20 protein-coding genes and 1 tRNA gene are annotated in these 21361 nt (G+C 60.3%); 4 read left to right on the top strand and 17 right to left on the bottom strand.

Going from position 1 to position 21361, the window contains the following annotated elements:
- Positions 1-13: 13 nt before the first annotated feature.
- Positions 14-967 carry a DMT family transporter gene (locus tag RDK48_RS08390; protein WP_298992063.1) on the bottom strand — a complete coding sequence of 318 codons (954 nt, stop codon included), beginning with the start codon at positions 965-967 and terminating at the stop codon, positions 14-16.
- Positions 968-1089: 122 nt separating this feature from the next.
- Between RDK48_RS08390 and RDK48_RS08385 the strand changes: the two genes are divergently transcribed.
- Complete coding sequence (locus RDK48_RS08385) at positions 1090-1995, top strand: LysR family transcriptional regulator (RefSeq protein ID WP_298992068.1); 906 nt, start codon at positions 1090-1092, stop codon at positions 1993-1995.
- Positions 1996-2223: 228 nt separating this feature from the next.
- Here RDK48_RS08385 and RDK48_RS08380 read toward each other — a convergent pair whose 3' ends face one another.
- The 14 genes from RDK48_RS08380 to RDK48_RS08315 all read right to left on the bottom strand — a co-directional run bounded on the left by RDK48_RS08380 (position 2224) and on the right by RDK48_RS08315 (position 16710).
- Positions 2224-3393: a phosphoglycerate kinase gene (locus RDK48_RS08380; protein WP_298992073.1), complete on the bottom strand. Its 1170-nt coding sequence runs from the start codon at positions 3391-3393 to the stop codon at positions 2224-2226.
- A 44-nt stretch (positions 3394-3437) separates the two neighbouring features.
- Positions 3438-5444, bottom strand: coding sequence for a transketolase (gene tkt, locus RDK48_RS08375; RefSeq protein WP_298992077.1), 2007 nt, complete (start codon positions 5442-5444; stop codon positions 3438-3440).
- Positions 5445-5455: 11 nt separating this feature from the next.
- Complete coding sequence (gene rpe, locus RDK48_RS08370) at positions 5456-6175, bottom strand: ribulose-phosphate 3-epimerase (protein WP_298992082.1); 720 nt, start codon at positions 6173-6175, stop codon at positions 5456-5458.
- Between the two features lie 104 nt (positions 6176-6279).
- Positions 6280-6633: a MerR family transcriptional regulator gene (locus RDK48_RS08365; RefSeq protein ID WP_192112323.1), complete on the bottom strand. Its 354-nt coding sequence runs from the start codon at positions 6631-6633 to the stop codon at positions 6280-6282.
- 78 nt (positions 6634-6711) lie between these two features.
- On the bottom strand, positions 6712-9120 hold the full coding sequence (gene pheT / locus RDK48_RS08360) for a phenylalanine--tRNA ligase subunit beta (protein WP_298992087.1): 2409 nt from the start codon (positions 9118-9120) through the stop codon (positions 6712-6714).
- 30 nt (positions 9121-9150) lie between these two features.
- Positions 9151-9588, bottom strand: a complete 438-nt coding sequence (locus tag RDK48_RS08355; RefSeq protein WP_298992090.1) for a translation initiation factor IF-2 — start codon at positions 9586-9588, stop codon at positions 9151-9153.
- A 6-nt stretch (positions 9589-9594) separates the two neighbouring features.
- On the bottom strand, positions 9595-10632 hold the full coding sequence (gene pheS / locus RDK48_RS08350) for a phenylalanine--tRNA ligase subunit alpha (RefSeq protein WP_298992093.1): 1038 nt from the start codon (positions 10630-10632) through the stop codon (positions 9595-9597).
- A gap of 328 nt (positions 10633-10960) precedes the next feature.
- On the bottom strand, positions 10961-11314 hold the full coding sequence (gene rplT / locus RDK48_RS08345; protein WP_298992095.1) for a 50S ribosomal protein L20: 354 nt from the start codon (positions 11312-11314) through the stop codon (positions 10961-10963).
- A 369-nt stretch (positions 11315-11683) separates the two neighbouring features.
- Positions 11684-11881, bottom strand: coding sequence for a 50S ribosomal protein L35 (rpmI, locus tag RDK48_RS08340; RefSeq protein ID WP_022657789.1), 198 nt, complete (start codon positions 11879-11881; stop codon positions 11684-11686).
- A 121-nt stretch (positions 11882-12002) separates the two neighbouring features.
- On the bottom strand, positions 12003-12539 hold the full coding sequence (gene infC / locus RDK48_RS08335) for a translation initiation factor IF-3 (RefSeq protein ID WP_022657788.1): 537 nt from the start codon (positions 12537-12539) through the stop codon (positions 12003-12005).
- Position 12540: 1 nt separating this feature from the next.
- Entirely contained in the window at positions 12541-14472 is a 1932-nt protein-coding gene (thrS, locus tag RDK48_RS08330; protein WP_298992101.1) for a threonine--tRNA ligase, read from the bottom strand.
- Between the two features lie 162 nt (positions 14473-14634).
- A tRNA-Val gene (locus RDK48_RS08325) sits at positions 14635-14711 on the bottom strand.
- A gap of 185 nt (positions 14712-14896) precedes the next feature.
- Positions 14897-16264, bottom strand: a complete 1368-nt coding sequence (gene trmFO / locus RDK48_RS08320; RefSeq protein WP_298992104.1) for a methylenetetrahydrofolate--tRNA-(uracil(54)-C(5))-methyltransferase (FADH(2)-oxidizing) TrmFO — start codon at positions 16262-16264, stop codon at positions 14897-14899.
- A gap of 179 nt (positions 16265-16443) precedes the next feature.
- Positions 16444-16710, bottom strand: coding sequence for a CD3324 family protein (locus RDK48_RS08315; protein ID WP_298992106.1), 267 nt, complete (start codon positions 16708-16710; stop codon positions 16444-16446).
- Positions 16711-17006: 296 nt separating this feature from the next.
- Here RDK48_RS08315 and dut point away from each other — a divergent pair, with 296 nt between their 5' ends.
- From dut to RDK48_RS08300, 3 genes are all read left to right on the top strand, one after another.
- Complete coding sequence (gene dut / locus RDK48_RS08310; protein ID WP_298992176.1) at positions 17007-17477, top strand: dUTP diphosphatase; 471 nt, start codon at positions 17007-17009, stop codon at positions 17475-17477.
- A gap of 74 nt (positions 17478-17551) precedes the next feature.
- Positions 17552-18751 (top strand): aspartate aminotransferase family protein, encoded by a 1200-nt coding sequence (locus tag RDK48_RS08305; protein ID WP_022657783.1) that lies wholly within the window; start codon positions 17552-17554, stop codon positions 18749-18751.
- Positions 18752-18881: 130 nt separating this feature from the next.
- A complete protein-coding gene (locus RDK48_RS08300) occupies positions 18882-19103 on the top strand; it encodes a TraR/DksA family transcriptional regulator (RefSeq protein WP_022657782.1) in 222 nt (73 codons plus the stop codon).
- Between the two features lie 416 nt (positions 19104-19519).
- Here the strand turns inward: RDK48_RS08300 and RDK48_RS08295 are convergent, their stop codons facing one another.
- Both RDK48_RS08295 and RDK48_RS08290 read right to left on the bottom strand, forming a co-directional pair.
- Complete coding sequence (locus tag RDK48_RS08295; protein WP_298992109.1) at positions 19520-20524, bottom strand: inorganic phosphate transporter; 1005 nt, start codon at positions 20522-20524, stop codon at positions 19520-19522.
- A complete protein-coding gene (locus RDK48_RS08290) occupies positions 20517-21146 on the bottom strand; it encodes a DUF47 domain-containing protein (protein WP_022657780.1) in 630 nt (209 codons plus the stop codon). The genes RDK48_RS08295 and RDK48_RS08290 overlap by 8 nt, the downstream gene beginning before the upstream one ends.
- Positions 21147-21361 lie beyond the last annotated feature (215 nt).

Raw genomic sequence — 21361 nt, 5'->3', positions numbered from 1 at the left:
ACGGATTGAAAAATTAGCGCTTTGGCAACCGCACGCCCAAAGCCACGCCAAGGCCCGCCACAATGGCGGCAGCACCCACCACATCGGCAGGCAGGATGGGCACGCCCAGCAACAGTGCCGAAAGCGCCAGCCCGGCCAGGGGATTGAGCATATTGTAGGCTGCGGCTGTGGATGCCCCCTGCGTGCGGATGAGCAGCAGCCACAGGGCCATGCCCAGCAGGCTCACCACCGCAAGCCAGGTCAGTCCCAGCAGGGCCGGGGTGGAAACCGCCAAAGGCGTCACACTGCTCTGCATGGCCGGTGGAGCAAAACAGAGCATGGCGCAGACAGACATCCAGAAATTGACGGGTAGCAGCGGCATGTTGCTGTATCTGCCGCGAAAGAGCACCGCGCCTACGGAAAAAGCCACTGTTGCCCCGGCAGCCAGCAGCAGGCCCTGAACAGCCCCGCCGTCCGGCTTGCCCGCGCCCACCATGAGCACAATGCCCGCCAGCGACAGGCCAAAGCCCAGCAGCTTTGCCGCGCTAAACGATTCCAGCCCGCGCGCAACGCCAAGCATAAGAGTGAAAAAGGGCGAGCAGGATACAATCACAATAACCCAGGGGGGAGATACCTGTTGCAGGGCAGAGAAGCTCAACCCCAGATAGGCCACGTTGTTCAGCAGGCCGAGCACAAATCCCGCCCGCATCGCCCTGCCCGCCTGCGGCCCCCACAGGCTTTTGCCGCACAATAGGCCCAATACAAAAACAGTGCCCACAAAGCGGTAAAACAGGCTTACGAATGGCCCCATTTCCGTCACCACAATCTTGCCCGCCACAAAGGCTGAGCTCCAGATAACGCTAAAGCATACGCCCACAGCCACGTGCCGCCAGTTCAGACGCTTTTGGGCCGTGCTTGCCGCGCTTCCGTGTCCCAATCCTGGCCCGTGCGCTTCCAACGGCCTTTCCACACTTGCTGTTTTTTCCATTTTTCACCCCTACCCCTTGCAGCAATATACTTGCGTCCACAGTAGGCGGGGGCTTGATAATTTGTAAAATTTATTTTTATCATGAACAAATCAGTTCATCTTATTTTAAGGCGGTCAACGTTATGAAACTCCCGGCAGACACGCGCAGCATTACCCTTGAACATATGCGGGCATTTATTGCCGTGGCCCACAGCCGCAGCTTTCAGAAAGCCGGGGAGCAGCTCTGCCGCAGCCAGTCGGCGGTGACGCAGTCTGTCAAAAAGCTGGAGGCGCACCTCAACTGCATTTTGGTGGAGAGGGGCAACGGGCACACCTTTGGCCTCACCACGGCGGGGCAACGCATCTTGCCGGAACTGGAGGATATTCTGCTGCGCTTTGACGCGGTCTTGCGCGCAGCCCGACAACCTGAATTGCGGGGGCGCATCACGGTGGGTATCCCGCCAAGTTTCAGCACGGTGGAATTGCAGGCAGCTGTGGCCCGCCTGCTGGCCCTGAACCCAGACCTTCAGATCGGTGTTATTTCGGCCATGTCTGCGGATATTGACCGCATGCTGGCAGACGGCAGCCTGGATGTGGCCCTGATCAACCAGTACCGCTTTGACAGCAGCCACGCGCCCGAGGGCATATTCGAGGTATTGGCGCAGCAGCCCCTGCACTGGGCCAGCGGCGGACACATTGAGCTTGCGCCTACCACGCCAGTGCCGCTGGCCGCCTACAGCGAGGGTAGCCCCTGGCGCGCCGCCACGCTGGAAGCCCTCAATGCCGCAGGCAGAAGCTACGACTTTGCCTATGTGAGCGCCTCGTACGAAAGCCTTTGCAGTTCGGTGCTGGCGGGTTTTGGCATAACCGCCCTCCCCGATTGGGATATGGACGGACGCTTTGTCATCCTTGACGGCACGTGCGGCCTGCCACCCCTGCCGCAGGTGCGCACAGTGCTTAAAACCACCGCGTCCAGCGCGGTGCTGCGGCAGTTTTGCGACTTCATCATGCAATTGCCGTTTTTTAAAAACCTGCGTCCTCGGGCCTGAGCGCCACACGCAAAAAGCCCCCGAATCCTGAGAGCCGGGGGCCTGAATCAGCTATGAACGCTGCCGCAGAGCGGCATGTACTAGGGTTTGTTAACTCTATGAGCAATTTTGTTCTCTGCCAAGGAAGGAAGCCTTTTTATGAAGGGAGTGTACTCCCTTCGGTACTCGACCGAAATAAAAAGGCTTCCTGACGCAGACAGAGGGCAAAAGAGCCATAGTGCACAGGCCCTAGCCTCTGTCTTCCAGCGCCGCCACAGAGGGCAGCACCTTGCCTTCCAGCAGTTCCAGCGATGCGCCACCGCCGGTGGAGATATAGCCCATCTTTTCGGACAGGCCGTACTTTTCCACCGCAGCCACGGAATCACCGCCGCCCACCACCACAAAGGCCTTGGAATCGGCAAGATAGTGCGCCAGTGCCTTGGTGCCTTCGCCAAAGGGATCAGTTTCAAACGCGCCCACAGGGCCGTTCCACACCACGGTGGCAACCTTGGACAGCAGCTTTTTGTACTGCGCGATCGTGTCGCGGCCAACGTCCAGAATCATCTGGTCGGCGGGCACGTCGCCCACGGCGCGGGTTGTAGCCGCCTGACCGGGAGCCAGTTCCTCGGCGGTCACAACATCCACGGGCAGGGGCAGGTCCCTGTTCAGGTTCTTGGCCTGCTCCATAATGCGCCTGGCTTCGGGCACAAGGTCTTCTTCGTACAGCGACTTGCCGACCATGTACCCGGCAGCCGCAAGGAAGGTATTGGCAATGCCGCCGCCCACAATGAGCACATCCACTTTTTCCAGCAGGTTTTCCAGCAGGGCCAGCTTGGTGGACACCTTGGAGCCACCGATGATGGCTGCCAGCGGGCGGGCGGGATTGTTCAGCACCTTGGCAAAGGCCTCCAGCTCGGCCTGAAGCAACGGTCCGGCGCAGGCCACCTTGGCAACGCGCACCGCGCCCTCTGTGGAGGCATGCGCGCGGTGGGCAGCACCAAAGGCGTCCATCACATATACATCACCCAGGGCGGCAAACTGCTCGGACAGGGCGGGATCGTTCTTTTTCTCGCCCTTGAGAAAACGCACGTTCTCAAGCAGGGTCACGGTGCCGGGAGCCGCCTTGGCTTCTTCCAGCGTGGCGGCAAGGGCAACAGGCTTGCCCAGCAGCTCGGAGAGGCGGGCGGCCACGGGCTTAAGGGAGAACTGCTCTTCATACTGCCCTTCTGTAGGGCGGCCCAGATGCGAAAGCAGCACCACGCCTGCGCCTTTTTCAAGGGCCGTGGTAATGGTGGGCAGCGAAGCACGGATGCGCTTGTCGTTGGATACCTGTCCGTCCTTCATGGGCACGTTCAGGTCTTCGCGAATCACAACGGTTTTGCCGGTCAGGTCCAGATCCTGCATTTTCTTGATGGGCATATGCGTTCTCCCTGTAAGAGGATTTGCTTCGTTCTGTCGGCCAGTTACTTCCCAAGCTGCCGGAAAAGGCCTTCCGCCACTTCCAGCACATGCGCCACGGTAAAGCCCAGACGCTCAAAAATGATCTTGGCAGGGGCGGAAGCGCCAAAGCGCTCCATGCCCACCACCGCGCCGTCCAGGCCCACGTACTTGCGCCAGTAATCCGCAGCGGCGGCTTCAATGGCAATGCGGGCGCGCACGCCACGGGGCAGTACGCTTTCCTTGTAGGCTGCGTCCTGCGCGTCAAAAATCTCAGCGCAGGGCATGGAGACCACGCGGGCCTTGCGGCCATCTGCGGTAAGCTGGTCAGCGGCTTCAAGGGCAAGCGACACTTCTGAACCAGTGGCGATAAGGATGATCTCGGGTGTGCCTTCGCAGTCGCGCAGCACATAGCCGCCGCGCGCAATGGCTTCCACCTGGGCGGCGTCGCGCTGGCAGAAAGGCAGATTTTGACGTGAGAGCGAAAGCCCGGTGGGCGTATGCGCGCTTTCAAGGGCGCTGCGCCAGGCCACGGCGGTTTCCACCGTGTCGCAGGGACGCCACAGATTGAAATTGGGCATGAGGCGCAGCATGCCGAGCTGTTCCACAGGCTGGTGCGTGGGGCCGTCTTCGCCCACGCCGATGGAGTCGTGCGTCAGCACCCACACGGCGCGGATGCCCATGATGGCGGCCAAGCGCAGGGCGTTCTTGGCCTGATCAGCAAAGGACATGAACGTACCCGCGTAGGGGATGAACCCACCGTGCAGGGCAAAGCCGTTCATGATGGCGCTCATGCCGAATTCGCGCACGCCGTAGGAAACATAGTTGCCCTTGTGGGTCTGCACGTCCATATGCTCGGAGGCGCTGGTCAGCGTACCTACGGAGCCGGTGAGGTCGGCGGAGCCGCCCACAAGTTCGGGCAGGCGGGGCACGAGGCATTCAAGGGTTTTCTTGGAGGCCACGCGCGTTGCCGTGGTTTCGGCCTTGCTCACGGCTTCTTCAATCATGCCGCGCGCTATGGCGGCCCAGTCTTCGGGCAGTTCGCCGCGCATACGGCGGGTAAATTCAGCGGCAAGCTCGGGATTGGCCTTGGCGTAGGCGGCATAGGTATGCTCCCAGGCGGCCTCGGCAGCCTTGCCCTTTTCACGCGCGTCCCACGCGGAATACAGATCCTGCGGCACTGTAAAGGGTTCTTCGGTCCAGCCCAGAGCCGCGCGGGTAGCTGCAATGCCATCATCACCAAGGGGCGAACCGTGGCAGGATGCGGAATCGGCCTTGGGCGAACCAAAACCAATGTGGGTGCGGCAGATGATCAGGCTGGGACGGCTGTGATCGGCCTTGGCCTCAGCAATGGCGGCGTCCAGAGCGGCGGCGTCATGCCCGTTGATGGGGCCGATGACCTGCCAGTGGTAGGCGCGGAAGCGGGCCGCCACGTCTTCGTTGAACCAGCCGTCAATCTTGCCGTCAATGGAAATACCGTTGGAGTCATAAAGGGCAATGAGCTTGCCCAGGCCCCAGGTGCCAGCCAACGAGCAGGCTTCGTGCGAAACGCCTTCCATGAGGCAGCCGTCGCCCGTGAACACATAGGTGTGGTGATCCACAACCGTGTGCTCGGGAGTGTTGTAGCGGGCGGCCAGCATGCTTTCGGCCAGCGCCATGCCCACGGCGGAAGAAATACCCTGCCCCAGCGGGCCAGTGGTCATTTCAATACCCAGATCAGGCTCGTATTCGGGGTGCCCTGCGGTTTTGGCTCCCCACTGGCGGAAATTGCGCAGTTCCTCCATGGGCAGATCATAGCCCGTGAGGTGCAGCAAGGCATAGAGCAGCATGGAGGCATGGCCGTTGGAAAGCACAAAGCGGTCGCGGTCAAACCAGCGGGGGTTGCTCGGATTGTGCTTGAAACCATGACGCCACAGGGCTTCGGCCATGTCGGCCATACCCAGAGGTGCGCCGGGGTGACCGGAGCGGGCTTTTTCAATGGCGTCCATGGCAAGGGCGCGGATGGCATTGGCGCACTGTCTGCGGGTGGGCATGACTCTTTCCTCTATTTTTGCGTGATATGGTTGGCGGCGCGGCGTCTCAGGGCATCTTCCGCATGGCGGGGCGTTCTGCCCGCAAGCGGAGCCATAAAGGCGGCAAGCCGTTTGTCGTAAGGTTTGTGGCCAAAAAAGGCCGAGCCGGATACAAGAACTTCCGCCCCGGCGTCCACAAGCTGGGCCGTGTTTTCTGGGCACACGCCGCCGTCGATCTGGATGAGCGCCTCTGCCCCGCCGTTGGCGTCAAGCATCTGCCGGGCGGCGCGGATTTTGTCAAACGTGGCGGGGATGAATGCCTGACCCGAAAAACCGGGGTTCACGCTCATGAGCAGCAGCATGTCCATATCCGCCGCCAGCCAGCGGGCAGCATTCACATCCGTGCCGGGGTTGAGGGCAAGCCCCGCCTTGCAGCCCATGGCCCGGATGGCCGTGAGCGTGCGCTGCGGGTGCTTGTCGGCCTCGGCATGGATGACCAGCATGTCTGCCCCTGCCTTGTGGAAGTCGGCAATATAGCGGGCCGGATCATTCACCATGAGGTGCACGTCAAAAAAAAGCCCGCTGACAGACCGTAGAGCCTTTATCAGCGGGGGACCAAAGGTGATGTTGGGCACAAAAGCCCCGTCCATCACGTCCAGATGCAGCCAGGTGACTCCGGCGGCCTCAAGGGCGCCAAGCTCTTCGGCCAGACGGGCAAAATCGGCAGACAGCAATGAGGGCGATAAGATCATGATTATATCGGGGTGAGCGTGTTTGCGGGGGAGGGCCACCAACAGAAAGGGTCGCCTCCCCCGCGTCCCTTCCCTGAAATATTCTTACACCAGCAGGCCGCAGCCTATTTTTCGCTGAGCAGGCGGCGTAACGAGATCAACTCCCGCTGGAGCATACGCATAAAATCCGGGTCCGGCACCGCCGCCACGCGTTCGGGCAGGCTTTCATCCACCACGGCGCTGCCCGCAAGTACGCGGCGCGCGCCTTCAATGGTCATGCCCTGCTCGTGCAACAACTGCCGGATACGACGCAAGAGGGCCACGTTTTCTTCCGTGTACAGGCGCTGCCCCTTACCGGTGCGCAGCGGCGCCAACTGGGGAAACTCCGTTTCCCAGAAGCGCAACACATGGGTTTTGAGGTCGAGCAGTTCTGCGACCTCACCTATGCGGTAGGTATTGTCGGGCGTGTGGTCCGACATGTCATACCCCTCCTGACACTCTCTGAAAATGTGCCGGAATTGCGCAGGCCCGAAAAAGCCGGGCCTGCGCGCACTGTGTTAGATCTTTACGCCCAGAGCGCTTACAAGCGACTGTGCCACCTTCTCCCGCTCCTTGTCCACTTCCGTATCCTTGAGGGTACGCTCCGCATGGCGGAACGTGAGCCGGAAGGTCAGGTTGCGCAAGGGTTCCCCGCCCTGCTCCGTCTTGGGTTCAAAGCAGTCGACCAGAGTCACTCCGTCCAGCAAAGGCAGCTTGAGCCCCTGCACATGGGCAGTGATGTCGGCCACCTTGAGGCCCGGCCCGGCGGTCACGGTAATGTCGCGCCGCACGGGCGGATACACCGGCAGGGGCGCAAAGCGCACCGTGGCGGCATCGTGCAGTTCACGCAGGATGTCGAGGTTCATTTCAGCCAGCCACACGTCCTTGCGGGCATGATATTCATCGGCCATGGCGGGCTTGACCCGACCCATGAAGCCCACGGCGCGGCCATCCACAAAGATATTCACGCAGGGCAGCAAAAAGGCATGCTTCTGAGCCAGTTCATAGATGGGCGCTTCAAGATGCAGATAGTGCAGCAGGTTTTCCACCACGCCCTTGAGGTCGGCATAATCCATGTCGCCCTCAGCCTGGGGCCAGGCCGTGTCGTAGCGCGCGCCATACAGGAGCACGCCCAGCATGCCCGTTTCGCGGGCGGTGGTTTCAGAGGAGGCGTCAGCTTCAAAAATATTGGCAAGTTCAAACAGCCGCAGCCCCTGCGCTCCCTGGGCGAGGTTGTTGCGCAGATCGTACATGAGGCCGGGGGCCAGGGCGGTGCGCAGGGCATCCTGCTCCGCCGAGAGCGGGTTCATGATGGAAATGCGGCCCTCGCGCGGCATGGCAAGATGATCCATATCCTTGTGGCCCACAAAGCTGTAGTTCACCGCTTCGTTGAGGCCAAGGCCAGCGCCCCAGTGCTTGAGGCGCGACCAGAATCCGTAACGGGATTCCGGCTCGCCTGCGCGGTCGAGGTTGCGGGCAATAGCGGGCAGCACGGGGGCAATGGTATCCAGCCCGTGCACGCGGCCTACTTCTTCGATCAGATCAGCCTCACGGGTGAGGTCGGGCCGCCAGGAGGGCTGGCTGACGCGCCACACGGGGCTGCTTTCGCCCTTGTCCACATTGCAGCCCATGCCGGTGAGCACCTTTTCGTCAAAGTCCGCGCCAAGCTGCACACCCAGCAGGGAATCGGCCCGCGCGGGACGGAATTCAATGCTGGCCGCCTTGAAGAGGCGGGGCTCGTTGATGGAAAGGCCGCGCTGTACACGCCCGCCGCTGACGGCGGCCATCATGGCGCAGGCTCGGTCAAGCGCCCACACGGTGCGCTGCTGGTCGATGCCGCGCTCAAAGCGGTAGGACGCTTCGGACGAGAGGCCCAGACGGCGTGATGTTTTGCGGATGGTGGCGGGTTTGAAGACCGCACTTTCCAGAAACACATTGGTGCTGGCATCGGAGATTTCGCTGTTCAGGCCGCCCATAACGCCAGCAAGAGCCACGGCGCGAGCGCCGTCGCGGATGCAGAGGTCGGCTGCGGTGAGCGCGCGTTCCTGCCCGTCAAGGGTGGTAAAGGTATCGCCTTCCTGCGCGCGGCGCACCACGATGCGGCCGCCTTCCAGCTTGTCCATGTCAAAGGAGTGCAAGGGCTGACCGCATTCAAACAGAATATAGTTGGTCACGTCCACGATATTGGAAATGGGGCGCACACCCACTGCATGCAGACGGTGACGCAGGCGCATGGGCGAAGGCCCGATCTTGACGCCCGTGATGACGCGGCCGGAATACAGCCAGCAGTGCTCGGGGTCATCAATATCAATGGGCACCAGCACTTCTGCGCCGGAGTCCAGCTCCAGCGGCAGCTCGGGGATGGAGAGCGGCAGGTTGCAGGCCAGGGCGGTTTCGCGCGCAAGGCCAAGCACTGAAAGACAGTCGGCGCGGTTGGGCGTGATGGAAATATCCAGCACTTCGCGGTCAAGCTCAAGCTGCTCCACCAGAGGTTTGCCCACCACAAAACTTTCGGGCAGCACCATGATGCCGGTGTGGTCTTCGGTCAGGCCCAGTTCGCGCTCGGAGCAGATCATGCCAAAAGAAGGCGCGCCGCGCAGTTTGGCCTTTTTGATCATCATGCCGTCGGGCATCTTGGTGCCCACCAGGGCCACAGGCACTTTCTGGCCTGCAGCAACATTGGGGGCGCCGCAAACGATATCAAGCAGCTCGCCCTGCCCGGCGTCCACCTTGCAGACGTGCAGATGGTCGGATTCCGGATGATTGTCGCACGAAACCACATGCCCCACCACAATGGAGCTTATGGCATCGTAGGGCCGGCTGATGTCTTCCAGCTCAAGGCCGAGCATGGTCAGGCGGTCGCCCAGCGCCTCAGCCGTTCCTTCATACGGAGTAAATTCACGCAGCCATGAAAGTGAGAGCAGCATAGTTCGTCCTGTTTCCGCGCCTTGGCGTGGTTATTTGAAACTCCAGGCAGGAGTCTGATTTTGCGGATCGGGCAGTGGGCGCTCGTAGCGCTCGCTCTGGCCCGCGCCCACACCGTAGGCCCCAGGTCTTGGGCGTTTGGGAGCGGGTTTTTCTTCCGGCTGGCGGTCGTCAATGGTGTTGCCGTAAGCGTCCGTATAGCCCATGCCGCCTTCTGCCGTGCGCCCTGCGTTCTTGCTGGGCAAGGTTTCGATGCGCTTGGGTTCGCCCGGCGCATCCATGCCCGAATGGCGCGGGGTGTAGGCTGAGGCGGCGTGAGCTTCATCCGCCGCCAGCCAGCACGGGCTGCCGGGCAACAGAGATGCCGCCGCCAACAGGCCCAGCAATACAATACACACGGGCAAGGCCGTAAGGCGGCCTGCGCGCATGCGGGCATTGCTGCCAGATATGGGGATCATGACGCTGGGCATAGTGTCCTACCGGGCAAACTGGCCAAGAAAGCGCACGTCGTTTTCAAAAAACATCCGCAGATCGCCAATGCCGTACTTGAGCATGGTCACGCGTTCCACGCCCATGCCAAAGGCAAAGCCGCTGACGTCCGCCGGATAGCCCACGGCTTCAAACACGGCAGGGTCGACCATGCCGCAACCAAGGATTTCAACCCAGCCCGTGGTTTTGCACACGCGGCAGGGCGCATCGCCAATGTGACCCTTGCCGCCGCACATGCAGCAGGAGATGTCCACTTCTGCCGAAGGTTCGGTAAAGGGGAAGAAGCTGGGGCGGAAGCGCACTTGGGTTTCAGCGCCAAAGACCGCGCGCACAAAGGCTGTGAGCGTGCCGCGCAGATGGGCCATGCTGATGCCCTCGCCCACCATGAGGCCTTCGATCTGATGGAACATGGGGGTGTGGGTGAGGTCGCTGTCGCGCCGGTACACCTTGCCGGGGGCAATGACGGCCAGAGGAGGCTTGCGCGCCAGCATGGTGCGGGCCTGCACGGGCGAGGTGTGCGTGCGCATGAGCACCTTTTCGGTGACATACAGGGTATCCTGCATGTCGCGGGCGGGATGCTCGGGCGGCATGTTCAGGGCTTCAAAATTGTAGTAGTCGATTTCCACTTCCGGGCCGGAAGCCACGTCAAATCCCAAATTTTGAAAAATCTGGCAGATTTCTTCCGTCACCAGAGTGGTGGGATGCAGGCTGCCGCGCCAGGGCGCGCGACCGGGGACGGAAGGATCGAAACGGCGCAGTGCTTCGGCCTCGCGCCCAGCCTCAAGAGCGGCCTTGCGGGCTTCAAACAGTGCGTTGCAGCGCTCTTTGACGCTGTTGGCGGTCTGGCCCACGGCGGGGCGCTCTGCCGGGGCCAACGAGGGCAACTGGGCCATGATCTGGGCTATGCGGCCCTTGCGGCCCAGAACATCCACGCGCAAAGCCTCAAGGGCATCCAACGAAGAAGCCTGGCCCAGACCTTTTTCAAGTTCGGGAACCAGGCTTTCCAGTGCAGAAATCAGATCCATAGCGGATATCCCAATGCCGCGCGGCGCGGCTTTTTGTTAAGGGAGACGCAGAAAAACGGAAATGACGGCACCCGCTCTCGGTCAGGCCTGACGGCCCTGCCCTGCGGAACATCCTGCCATTTCTGCGGCCTGCGCATCCTCACGGCATGAATTCGCCCTGCCCGCCGGGCAATCCCCGGCGATACAAAAAAATCAAGGCGCGGACGGCGCTTGTGCACCGCCCGCGCCTTATACCATGCAAGGCCCCGCTCCCGCAAGCCGCGCTGCGCCCTATAAGACACAGGCGTCGCTGCCAGGAGGTCTCCCTCCGGCGCGGGGAGCACCGCTCTTAATTCAGAGCGGTCTTGGCCAGATCGACGATCTTGGCGAAGTCGTCCTTGTGATACACGGCAAGGTCAGCCAGAACCTTGCGGTTCAGTTCAATGCCAGCCAGCTTGAGGCCGTGCATGAAACGGCTGTAGGAAAGACCGCTCAGACGCGCGCCGGCGTTGATGCGGAGAATCCACAGAGTGCGGAAATCGCGTTTCCTCAGCTTGCGGCCCACATAGGAATACTGCATCGAGCGTTCCACAGCCTCGCGCGCGGTGCGGTACAGACGGCTGCGACCACCACGAAAACCCTTGGCTGCGTTCAAATATTTCTTATGACGACGATGACTTGCAAGACCTCTCTTCACACGCATATGCGTTGCCTCCTTCTCCCAACTAGGCGGAGGAATGCCCGTTGGGGAGCGTAAAAAACTTCAGGCTCTCGAATGAGAGACGCGGATTGAACGTCAGTCGCGGCTCCGCATGCGCCGCCGATGCCGCAGCATCGCGCTGAATTACCTTTTCCCGTCAGAATTTGCTTTTAGCACTCGCCGCAGCTAACGCTGCAATTTGCACATAATTTTGCCTTGCCGACCATCCCCGTCATCATTGACAGGCTGACGCAGCAAATTCGTTCGTTGGCGCGAAAGCCAAGGGAAGCGCCGAGCGGAGCATAGTTAGACCTATGTGACCGAGGCGCGTCCCGCAGGCGGACAAAGCCAACGGGCGAAGGGGCAAATCAGCTATCCGTTGGGCAGCATCCGACGCACAGCCTTTTCGTTGGTCTGATCCACCAGGGTGGACTGACCCAAGCGCATTTTGCGGCTGGCGGCCTTCTTGGTCAGAATGTGGCGCAGGTTCTGGCGGCGACGCTTGAACTTGCCGCTGCCGGTCTGCGAAAAACGCTTGGCGGCGGAACGCCGGGTTTTGATCTTGGGCATGGCGTACTCCTTAAAAACGTATACACTCGGACGCCGTTTTACGGGCGCACCGAGGGAAGGGCATAATGCCCCAAAGCACCGAACTACGCAAGGGGAAATTCACATCCCCCGCACAGACGGCCTACGACTGCTTTTTGGGCACCAGCATCATCTGCAAGGTGCGGCCTTCAGCGCGGGCTTCCTGATCCACCTTGGCGATATCGGCAAGGTCTTGCACAACCCGTTCAAGAATGGCCATGCCGCGATCTTTATGCACAATTTCGCGGCCCCTGAAAAACACCGTAATCTTACAGCGGTCACCCTCTTCAAGAAAACGGCGGATGTGGCGGACCTTGGTTTCGTAATCATGGTCATCGGTTTTGGGACGAACCTTGATTTCCTTAATCTGCACCACGGCCTGCCGCTTTTTGGCTTCCTGCTTCTTTTTCTGCTGTTCGTACTTGAACTTGCCGTAGTCCATTATGCGACAAACGGGCGGTTCAGAAGTGGAAGCCACTTCCACAAGATCCATGCCGGCTTCTTTGGCCCGGTCAATAGCATCGTTGCGTTGCAGAATTCCAAGCTGCTCGCCATCGGCGGCGATCACGCGCACTTCACGGGCGCGGATCATCTCGTTGCGACGCACGCCGTCCTGTGGCATGTCGCGACGGAATCTCATATTAGGCGAAGCTATAGCGCATCCCTCCTTGTTTGAAAGGCTCTTCGGCATCCGTCCGGATCAGCGCGGCGATTTCCGCTACGGATTTGAGCCCCATATTGTCCCCATTGCGCAGGCGCACATTGGCGCCGCCCGCCTGCACTTCTTTTTCCCCCACCACCAGAATATACGGAACCTTGGCCAGCTGCGCCTCGCGCACCTTGAAGCCCAGTTTCTCGTTGCGGGTATCGGCGGTGGCGCGAATGCCCATCGCCTTGAGTTCTTCGCACATTTTGAGGGTGGCTTCATCGCCCGCTTCCGTCACGGTAAGCAGACGGGCCTGCTCGGGCGCAAGCCATGTGGGCAGTGCACCGGCAAAGTTCTCAACGAGAATGCCGATGAACCGCTCAAGCGACCCCATGATAGCCCGGTGCACCATGACCGGACGGTGCTTTTCGCCGTCCTGCCCTACATAGGTGAGGTCAAAACGCTCCGGCAGGGTAAAATCAACCTGTATCGTTGAGCATTGCCATTCACGGCCAATGCAGTCAAGCAGTCGAACGTCAATTTTGGGGCCGTAGAACGCGCCGTCGCCCTCATTGATCTCATAGGGCAGTCCGGCCTTTTCCACAGCCTTGGTGAGCGCGTTGGTGGCAAGCTCCCAGGCTTCGTCCGTGCCGATGCTGCTCTCGGGCCGGGTGGAAACGGCAACCTTGTACTGGAAGCCGAAGAGATTCATGAGGTCGCGGATAAGATGGATGACCTCAAGAATTTCGCCCTCAAGCTGCTCGGGCGCGCACAGAATATGGGCATCGTCCTGCGTGAACTGGCGCACGCGCAACAACCCGTGCAGCACGCCGCTCTTTTCGTGGCGGTGCACCACGCCCAGTTCAAAATAACGCTGGGGCAGATCGCGGTAGCTGTGCAACTCGTTGCCGTAAATGAGCATATGCGAGATGCAGTTCATGGGCTTGACGCCGTAGGCGTCTTCCTCGATCTGCGTAAAATACATATTTTCGCGGTAGTGGTCGTAGTGGCCGGATTTCTGCCACGTTTCCACGCGCAGCAACTGCGGCCCCTGCACGATTTCGTATCCGCGCTTGAGATGCTCGCGCCGCCAGAAGTCTTCAAGGATGGTACGCACCATCATGCCTCTGGGCAACCAGAAGACCATGCCGGGGGCCACATCTTCCTTGAAGGTGAAGAGGCTCAACTCGCGGCCAAGCTTGCGGTGGTCGCGGCGCTTGGCTTCTTCAAGCTGCTTCAGGTAGGCGTCCAGAGCCTTCTGGTCGGCAAAGGCAGTGCCGTAAATGCGGGAAAGCATGCGGTTCTTTTCATCACCGCGCCAATAGGCCCCGGCCACGCTCATGAGCTTTGCCGCCTTGGCAAAACCCGTGTGCGGCACGTGGGGGCCACGGCACAGATCCGTGAAATCTCCGCATGTATAGAGCGACACCGTGTCGGCATCGATGCTCTCAATCAGCTCAACCTTGTAAGCTTCGCCCATATTGCGGAACACTTCAACAGCTTCCGCCTTGGGCAGCACCTTACAGGTGAAGGGTACGCGCGCATCGGCAATACGCTGCATTTCCGCTTCGATAGCGGGGAAATCTTCGCTGGAAAAGGGCTTTTCCACGTCAAAGTCGTAGTAAAATCCGGTGTCGATGGAGGGGCCGATAGTGACCTTGGCAGTGGGGAAGAGACGCTTGACCGCCGCCGCCATGACGTGGGCGGTGGAATGGCGGATCATTTGCAGCCCCTCGGGCGAGTCGGCGTACACGGGCGCAAGCTCGACGCAGCCAGCAGGCAGGGGGGCGGAAAGATCCAGCAGAGCGCCATTATCGGCGCGTGCGGCCACAGCCGCCTTGAACTTTTTGCCGCTCAAGGCTTTTTGCAGGACAGAAGCAACGGAGTCACCGGCTTCCACCATCTGCCCTTCCACACGGACTTCCATGAAAAGCTCCTTACAAAAATACCCGGAGGCACATAAAACAAAGTGGGGAGGTAAACCTCCCCACTGCGCCGAATCCGGTCTTCGGGTCGCATCAAGCGACCTGTGCTATGGGCGGGGCCAAGGCCTTCCGCCGTTTAGGGGAACTATCCCCGAAGAGTCATTTGGTAGGAACGAACAGACTTGAACTGTTGACCCCTTCCGTGTCAAGGAAGTGCTCTAGCCACCTGAGCTACGCTCCTACATGAGGCAAGCGGTTATATAGCTACTCCCCATGCCGCCGTCAACACTTTTTTGACACATTGCCGCAATTTATCTCTGAAACCCTGATAGATGCGCCATGTGCCTGCGTGTGTGCAGCCGGAGAAATCATTGCAACCACGTGCATCAAATATCATTACAAAAAACGCGAGCCTCTGCAAGCATCTTAAATAGCGCCTGCCTCGCGCTGCGCCGCAAGCCATTCGCCGAATGTTTCCTGCGCGCGGGCGGAATACAAGGCCTTGCGATCTTTTTTGCGCGCTCTTTCGCCCAGTTCCGGCACAAGGCCGAAGTGCGCGTTGGAGGGTTGAAAATGCTTTACCGGCGTACGCAGATGGTTGAGCAGCCCGCCAAGAGCGCTTTCCACCGGCGGATGCGGCAATTCAAGACCACGTGCGCGGGCATTGAGCAGCAGGGCCAACCACAGGCCGCTGGCGGCTGATTCCACATAGCCTTCCACCCCTGTGATCTGCCCCGCCAGATACACGCCGGGCCGCGCCCGCAGCGACAAATCCGGGGCCAGCACATCAGGCGCGTTCACATAGGTATTGCGGTGCATGCTGCCAAAGCGCGCAAACTCCGCATTTTCCATGCCCGGCACCAGCCGGAACACGCGGGCCTGCTCGCCCTGGGTCAGCTTGGTCTGGCAGCCCACAAGGTTGCAGGTTTCGCTGTTGGCCTTTTCTGCCCGCAGTTGCAGAATGGCCCAAGGTCTGCGCCCTGTACGCGGGTCCACAAACCCCACAGGTTTAAGAGGGCCAAAGGTCAGGGTGCGCGGGCCGCGCTCGGCAAGGGCCTCCACAGGCATACAGCCTTCAAAATGCTTTTCCTGCTCAAATTCATGGGCAGAGACTTTTTGCGCTTCCAGCAGGGCCGCATAAAAAATATCGTATTCGTCGCGGCTCATGGGGCAGTTGAGGTAGTCGCCCTCGCCGTCGGCCTCGCCGTTTTCCTGCCCATAGCGGGAGGCGCGGAACACCACACCCATATTAAGGGAGTGCGTCCACACAATGGGCGCGATGGCGTCATAAAAATAGCAGTGCTTTGCGCCCACAGCTTCTGCCAGCGAGGCGGAAAGCGCCTCTGAGGCCATGGGCCCGGCAGCCAGCACCACTGCCCCGCCCTCGCCCGTAAAGGGCGCGAGCACCGGGTCATCCAGCGAGGCCACCTGATGTTCCACCATGGTGATATTGGCCTGCGCGGCCACGCGTTCGGTCATGGCGCGGGCAAAAGCCTCGCGGTCAACGGCCAGCGCCTTGCCAGCGGGTACGCGGTGGGCATCGGCCAGTTCCATAAAATCACTGCCCAGAGCGCGCATTTCGGCTTTGAGCAGGCCCACGCCGGATGTGAGTTCATCTGACCGCAGGGAGTTGGAGCATACAAGTTCGGCCAGATGCTCGCTGATATGGGCAGCCGACCTGTGGCCCGGCTTTTGTTCAAACAGGGTTACGGAGTGACCAGCGCGGGCCAGATGCAGGGCGCATTCGCACCCGGCGAGGCCGCCGCCCACTACGGCTATGGACATAATCTGCATATATTCTCCTTGCCGCGCAGCTTGAAAGAAATCCCGCCTGATGGCAAGCCCGCCCGCTTCTTACCCAACAAAAAGCGCCCCGACACGTCAGGGCGCTGAAGGCAAACAAATACATTCCTGCGAGCATGACCACAACAGCCGGAACAATCCTGTGCAGCTGCCGCCAGTCTCGGTTGGCCTCAGTTCAAGGCCGCAAGAATTTTGTAGACCGCTTTTTCGGAAAGAAAATACCGTTCCGCCAGTTGCGCAACAGACCAGCCCGCCTTACGCCGCGCAGCCATCTCGGTGTTTCTGGCAGCACGGAAGGCACGGTTGGGGGCGGTTTCTCCCCAGTGTTTTCTGTTTTCTTCCTTGCGGGGAATGTACAGGTATTCCCCGTCAACATATTCCTGTACGGCCCGCAACAGGTGTTGCGGCAGAACTTTAGTCGCTTTTTTATAGCCCATAATGCTTCCTCCCGATGAAATGTCAGGACGGAGCAAGGGCTATTGCCTAAACAATCAAGCTGTTATGCAATAGCCCCTGCTATGCATAACGGGCAGAATCCTGGTAAGTGTACATCCAATAATCCTGTTGAGTGTTGATAATAGATTTTCTGTATACACAGCAAAATGCCAAGTCAACAGGGTTGCGCCCCAATCCGGCTCTTGCCCCCAACGAAAAGCTGCGCTAGTAACAACCGATGCGCGACGACCACTCACAGCAGCACACCGCCGAAAAGGCAAACGACCTCCACGAGGGCATGGCCCCCGTGGACATTGCGTTTGTGCGCCCCGGCGCGCGTGAACTCTATGCCCAGGGGCAGGATGATTTTCTTGCTCCCGCCACCAACCAGTCGGCAGGCATGGATCTGCGCGCCTGCCTTGATACGCCCGAAGCGGTTATTCCCGCCGGGGGCAGGCTCAAGGTAAGCACGGGCATCAGTGTGCAGCCCCGCGCGGCTGGCATTGCCGGTTTTGTTTACTCGCGCAGCGGCCTTGGCGCGCGCGACGGCATAACCGTCGCCCAGGGCGTCGGCATCATCGACCCGGACTATACCGGGGAAATTCTGGTGTTCCTTCTGAACACCTCCGGCCAGGAGCGCCGCATCCAGAACGGCGAGCGCGTGGCCCAGCTCATCTTTCAGCCCTTTGTGCGACCGCGATGGCGTGAAGTTACGGAACTGTCTGCCACAGAGCGCGGTTCCGGCGGTTTCGGTCACACCGGACGCTGATACTCTGCACTGGCAACCGCCAGCGACTTTCATTCATTCCACCATTCATACGTTCACCGAGAAGGAGTTTGTCCATGTCACAAGCCTTTGCCGCCGTGAAAGCCGGGGAAGAGAGCCTGCTCTGCCGTTCCTACAGCCGTTACCCGCTGGCTATCGTGCGAGGCAAGGGCGCGCGACTCTGGGATGTGGACGGCAAGGAATATGTCGATCTGCTGGCGGGCATTGCCGTAACGGCCCTTGGCCACTGCAATGATGAAATCTGCGCCGCCCTTGAGGCCCAGTCGCACAAGCTCTGGCACGTGAGCAACCTGTTTTATCAGGAAGAACAGCTGGAACTGGCGAGGCTGCTGCTCTCAACGAGCCACCACAGCAAGGCCTTTTTCTGCAACTCTGGTGCGGAAGCCAACGAGGCCTGCATAAAGCTGGCGCGCCGCTACATGCGTAGCGTGAAAAAGCGCGATGCCTATGAAATCATTACCCTTGAGGGCTGCTTTCATGGCCGCACGCTCGGATCACTGGCAGCCACTGGGCGCGAAAGCCTGAGCAATGGCTTTACCCCTCTGCCCGAGGGCTTCAAGCAGGTTCCGGCCAACGACCTTGCAGCGATGGAAGCCGCCATCACCCCCGCTACCGCCGCAGTGCTGGTTGAAGTGGTGCAGGGCGAAGGCGGCATTGTGCCCCTGCCCGCAGACTACCTGCACGGTGTTGAGGCCCTGTGCCGCAAGCACGACATTCTCTTTATGTGCGATGAAGTGCAGGCGGGCCTGTGCCGTACCGGCAAGTTCTGGGCCTTCCAGACCTGCGGCCTCACGCCCGACATCATCAGCATGGCCAAATCGCTCGCCAACGGCCTGCCCATGGGCGCCATGCTGGCAACGGACGAAGTCGCGCAGGGCTTTGAGGCGGGCAGCCACGCCACCACCTTTGGCGGCGGCGCGCTTGTTTCCGCTGTGGCGGCCAAGACGGTTGAAATCATGCTGCGCGACAAGCTGGCAGACCGCGCCAGCACTCTGGGCGAGCACATGAAGGCCCAGCTGGCCGCGCTCCAACAGCGCGTTCCCGGCAAAATCCGCGAAGTGCGCGGCATTGGCCTCATGCTGGGTATTGAGCTGACCGTTTCAGGCAAGGATGTGTGGGAAGAACTGCTGCGCCGGGGCTTCATATGCAATCTGAGCCACGGCATCACCCTGCGCCTCCTGCCGCCCCTGAACATTGAACAGGCGGATCTGGACAGCTTTGTGACCACGCTTGAAGACATTTTGAAGGCTTTTTAAAAAAATCGACCTGTCCGGGTCTTTACAGAAGCACGATTGTACACTACATAGGGCTTCCTGAAAATATTCTGCAAAAATTACGGCAACCCCGCTCTGCGGGGTTGCCGCTTGCTTTACACAAGGAGTACTCATGGACGTTTTTGATCAGGCTACCGAGCTGGAGCGCCTTGACCGCGAATCAGCCCTCTTGCGGGCCCGTGCCGCTGTGGATCGCGGCGGCCCGGAATGGATCAACGGCGTAGCCTGTTGCCGTGAATGCGGTGACCCCATCCCCGCCAAGCGCCTTGAAGCCCTGCCCGGCGTTGGCTTGTGTCGAGCCTGCCAGGAAGAACGCGAAGGCAGCCGCGACTAACTGCACTGGGTGCCCTCTTGCGGCCCAGCCGCTGGCGCACCTTGCGTGATAAGGCCTGCGCGGCTGACACCCCCCGGCGATATCTGCATGTGCAGCGCGCCCGCACACAGGCGAGCGCGCACTGATTGCGCTCGGCTTTTGATCCTGCCAGCGTGACGGCACCATTTGCGCGCGATTTTCTCCCCCTCTGCAAGCCCTTCCATCTCCGCAATCATTGCGGCATGCCCCGGACATCCTTGTTCTGACCAGAACTTGATGCTCACTGGCTGTATCAGGCAGACAAATGGAAGCCTACGGCTCTACGCATACACCCTGAAATAAAAAACCCTGTCCCGGCAGATCGCGGGGACAGGGTTTTTGAATGGTCTCTCTCGCAAGGCGGGCCGCCAGGCCAGCGCAGTGCGTGCAACGTCCGGTCAGTTCCAGATAAAATGCAGCAGCCAGTAGGAAACAAACCCCACGCCTGCCGCAGCGGGCAAGGTGAGCACCCATGCGGTCACCAGATTTGCGGCCACATTCCAGCGCACTGCTGAAAGCCTTTTGGAAGACCCCACACCAAAAATGCAGGCGGATATGGTGTGCGTGGTGCTGACCGGGGCACCCATGAGGGATGCGCCGGTGATGACCAGGGCGGCGGAGCTTTCCGCAGCAAAACCGTGCACAGGCTCCAGCTTGAAAATACGGTGCCCCATTGTCTTAACAATCTTCCAGCCGCCAACGGCGGTGCCAAGAGCCATGGCCCCGGCGCAGGAAAGCTTGACCCACAGCGGCACTTCCACCGTGTCAATCTTGCCAAAAATCATCAGGGCCAGGGTGACGATGCCCATGGTCTTCTGCGCATCGTTGAGGCCGTGGCTGGTGGCCATAAGCGCGGCTGACAGCAGTTGCAGACGCCGGAACGAGGCATTGACCTTACGACGGTGTATATTTCCGCAGATCCAGTAAATGACCCACATGCAGCAAAAACCCATTGCGTAGCCAGCCAGGGGCGAGGCCACAAGGGGCACCAGCACCTTGTCCCAGATGCCCTTGGCGTTCAGTGCGCTGAAGCCCGCATCTGCCACAGCAGCGCCGATAAGCCCGCCAATCAGGGCGTGGGACGACGATGAAGGGATGCCGAAATACCAGGTTATGCAGTTCCAGGTGATGGCCCCCACCAGGGCGGCCAGCACAAGCACATGGCTGCCCTCCACCACCTGCGGCAAAACAATGCCGCTGCCCAGTGTTTTTGCCACTTCAGTACCAAGCAGTGCCCCGCCAAGATTGAGCAGGGCCGCAGCGCCCACCGCAAAACGCGGCGTCACCACCTTGGTGGAAACCACGGTGGCAATGGCGTTGGCGCAGTCGTGCGCGCCATTGGTGAAGTCGAACACCAGGGCTACCAGCACAATGAGCGCCAGCAGCACGGGGATATCAAACATTTTTCAGCACCGCTTCTTCAATGGTTTCCGCCAGCGCATTGACCTGCTCAAGCAGGATGTTCATGCGCTCATAGGCCTGACTCCACTTGAGCACCCGCATGAGAGCCTTGCTTGTCAGCTCCTGATGCTCGTCCATCAGTTCCGCCAGGCCCACGGCCAGCACCATATCGCATTCGCTGCGCAGGCCGCGAAAAGCACGGGTCTTGTGGCAGTCGCGCCGATTGGCGAGGCCAGCAAGCATTTCATAGGTCAACTCAAGCATGGCGCTGATGGTGCGCGCCATCTGCAAGGCGGGAAAACGGATTGAGGCAAATTCAAAAATATGCAGCCGCGTGCTCAGGCTGTGCAGGCAGTCCATGCACTCTTCCTGTTCCTGGTTGATGCGCAGGATGTCCTCGCGGTCGATGGGCGTGATAAACGTCTGGGAAAGCGCCCGGATGATCTTGCTGTGCAGCAGGTCGGCCTCTTCTTCCAGAAAGGCGATTTCCTTGTGCACGTGATCCATGTTGGAAACGTCTTCCAGCATGTTTACCAGCAGGGCGGACATGCGGCGCAGCAGATCGTTCTGCTCGTTGAGCATGGCAAAAAACGGAGCGGATTTGGGCAGTAGAGCAGGAAACATCCTTTCTCCTTGAACTGGTTGCAAGCGCGGAGCGCCACGAATGGTAGCTGTTTGCGCAGGCATTGCCCGGGCGCGCAGCTTCCGGGGGCGAACAGAGCATCACTTCGCCAACCCGTTTGACCTCTTCCGTTTATACCGGGCTGAACTTTGTGCCAAGAGAAAACAGGGCGTCAAATTAAACTTTTCAATGAGCAAAAAAGAACTCAAATCATAGC

Source organism: uncultured Desulfovibrio sp. (assembly GCF_902477725.1).
Lineage (GTDB): Bacteria > Desulfobacterota > Desulfovibrionia > Desulfovibrionales > Desulfovibrionaceae > Desulfovibrio.
The sequence above is the reverse complement of the archived record's forward strand: the minus strand, read 5'-3'. Positions and strand labels throughout refer to the sequence as shown.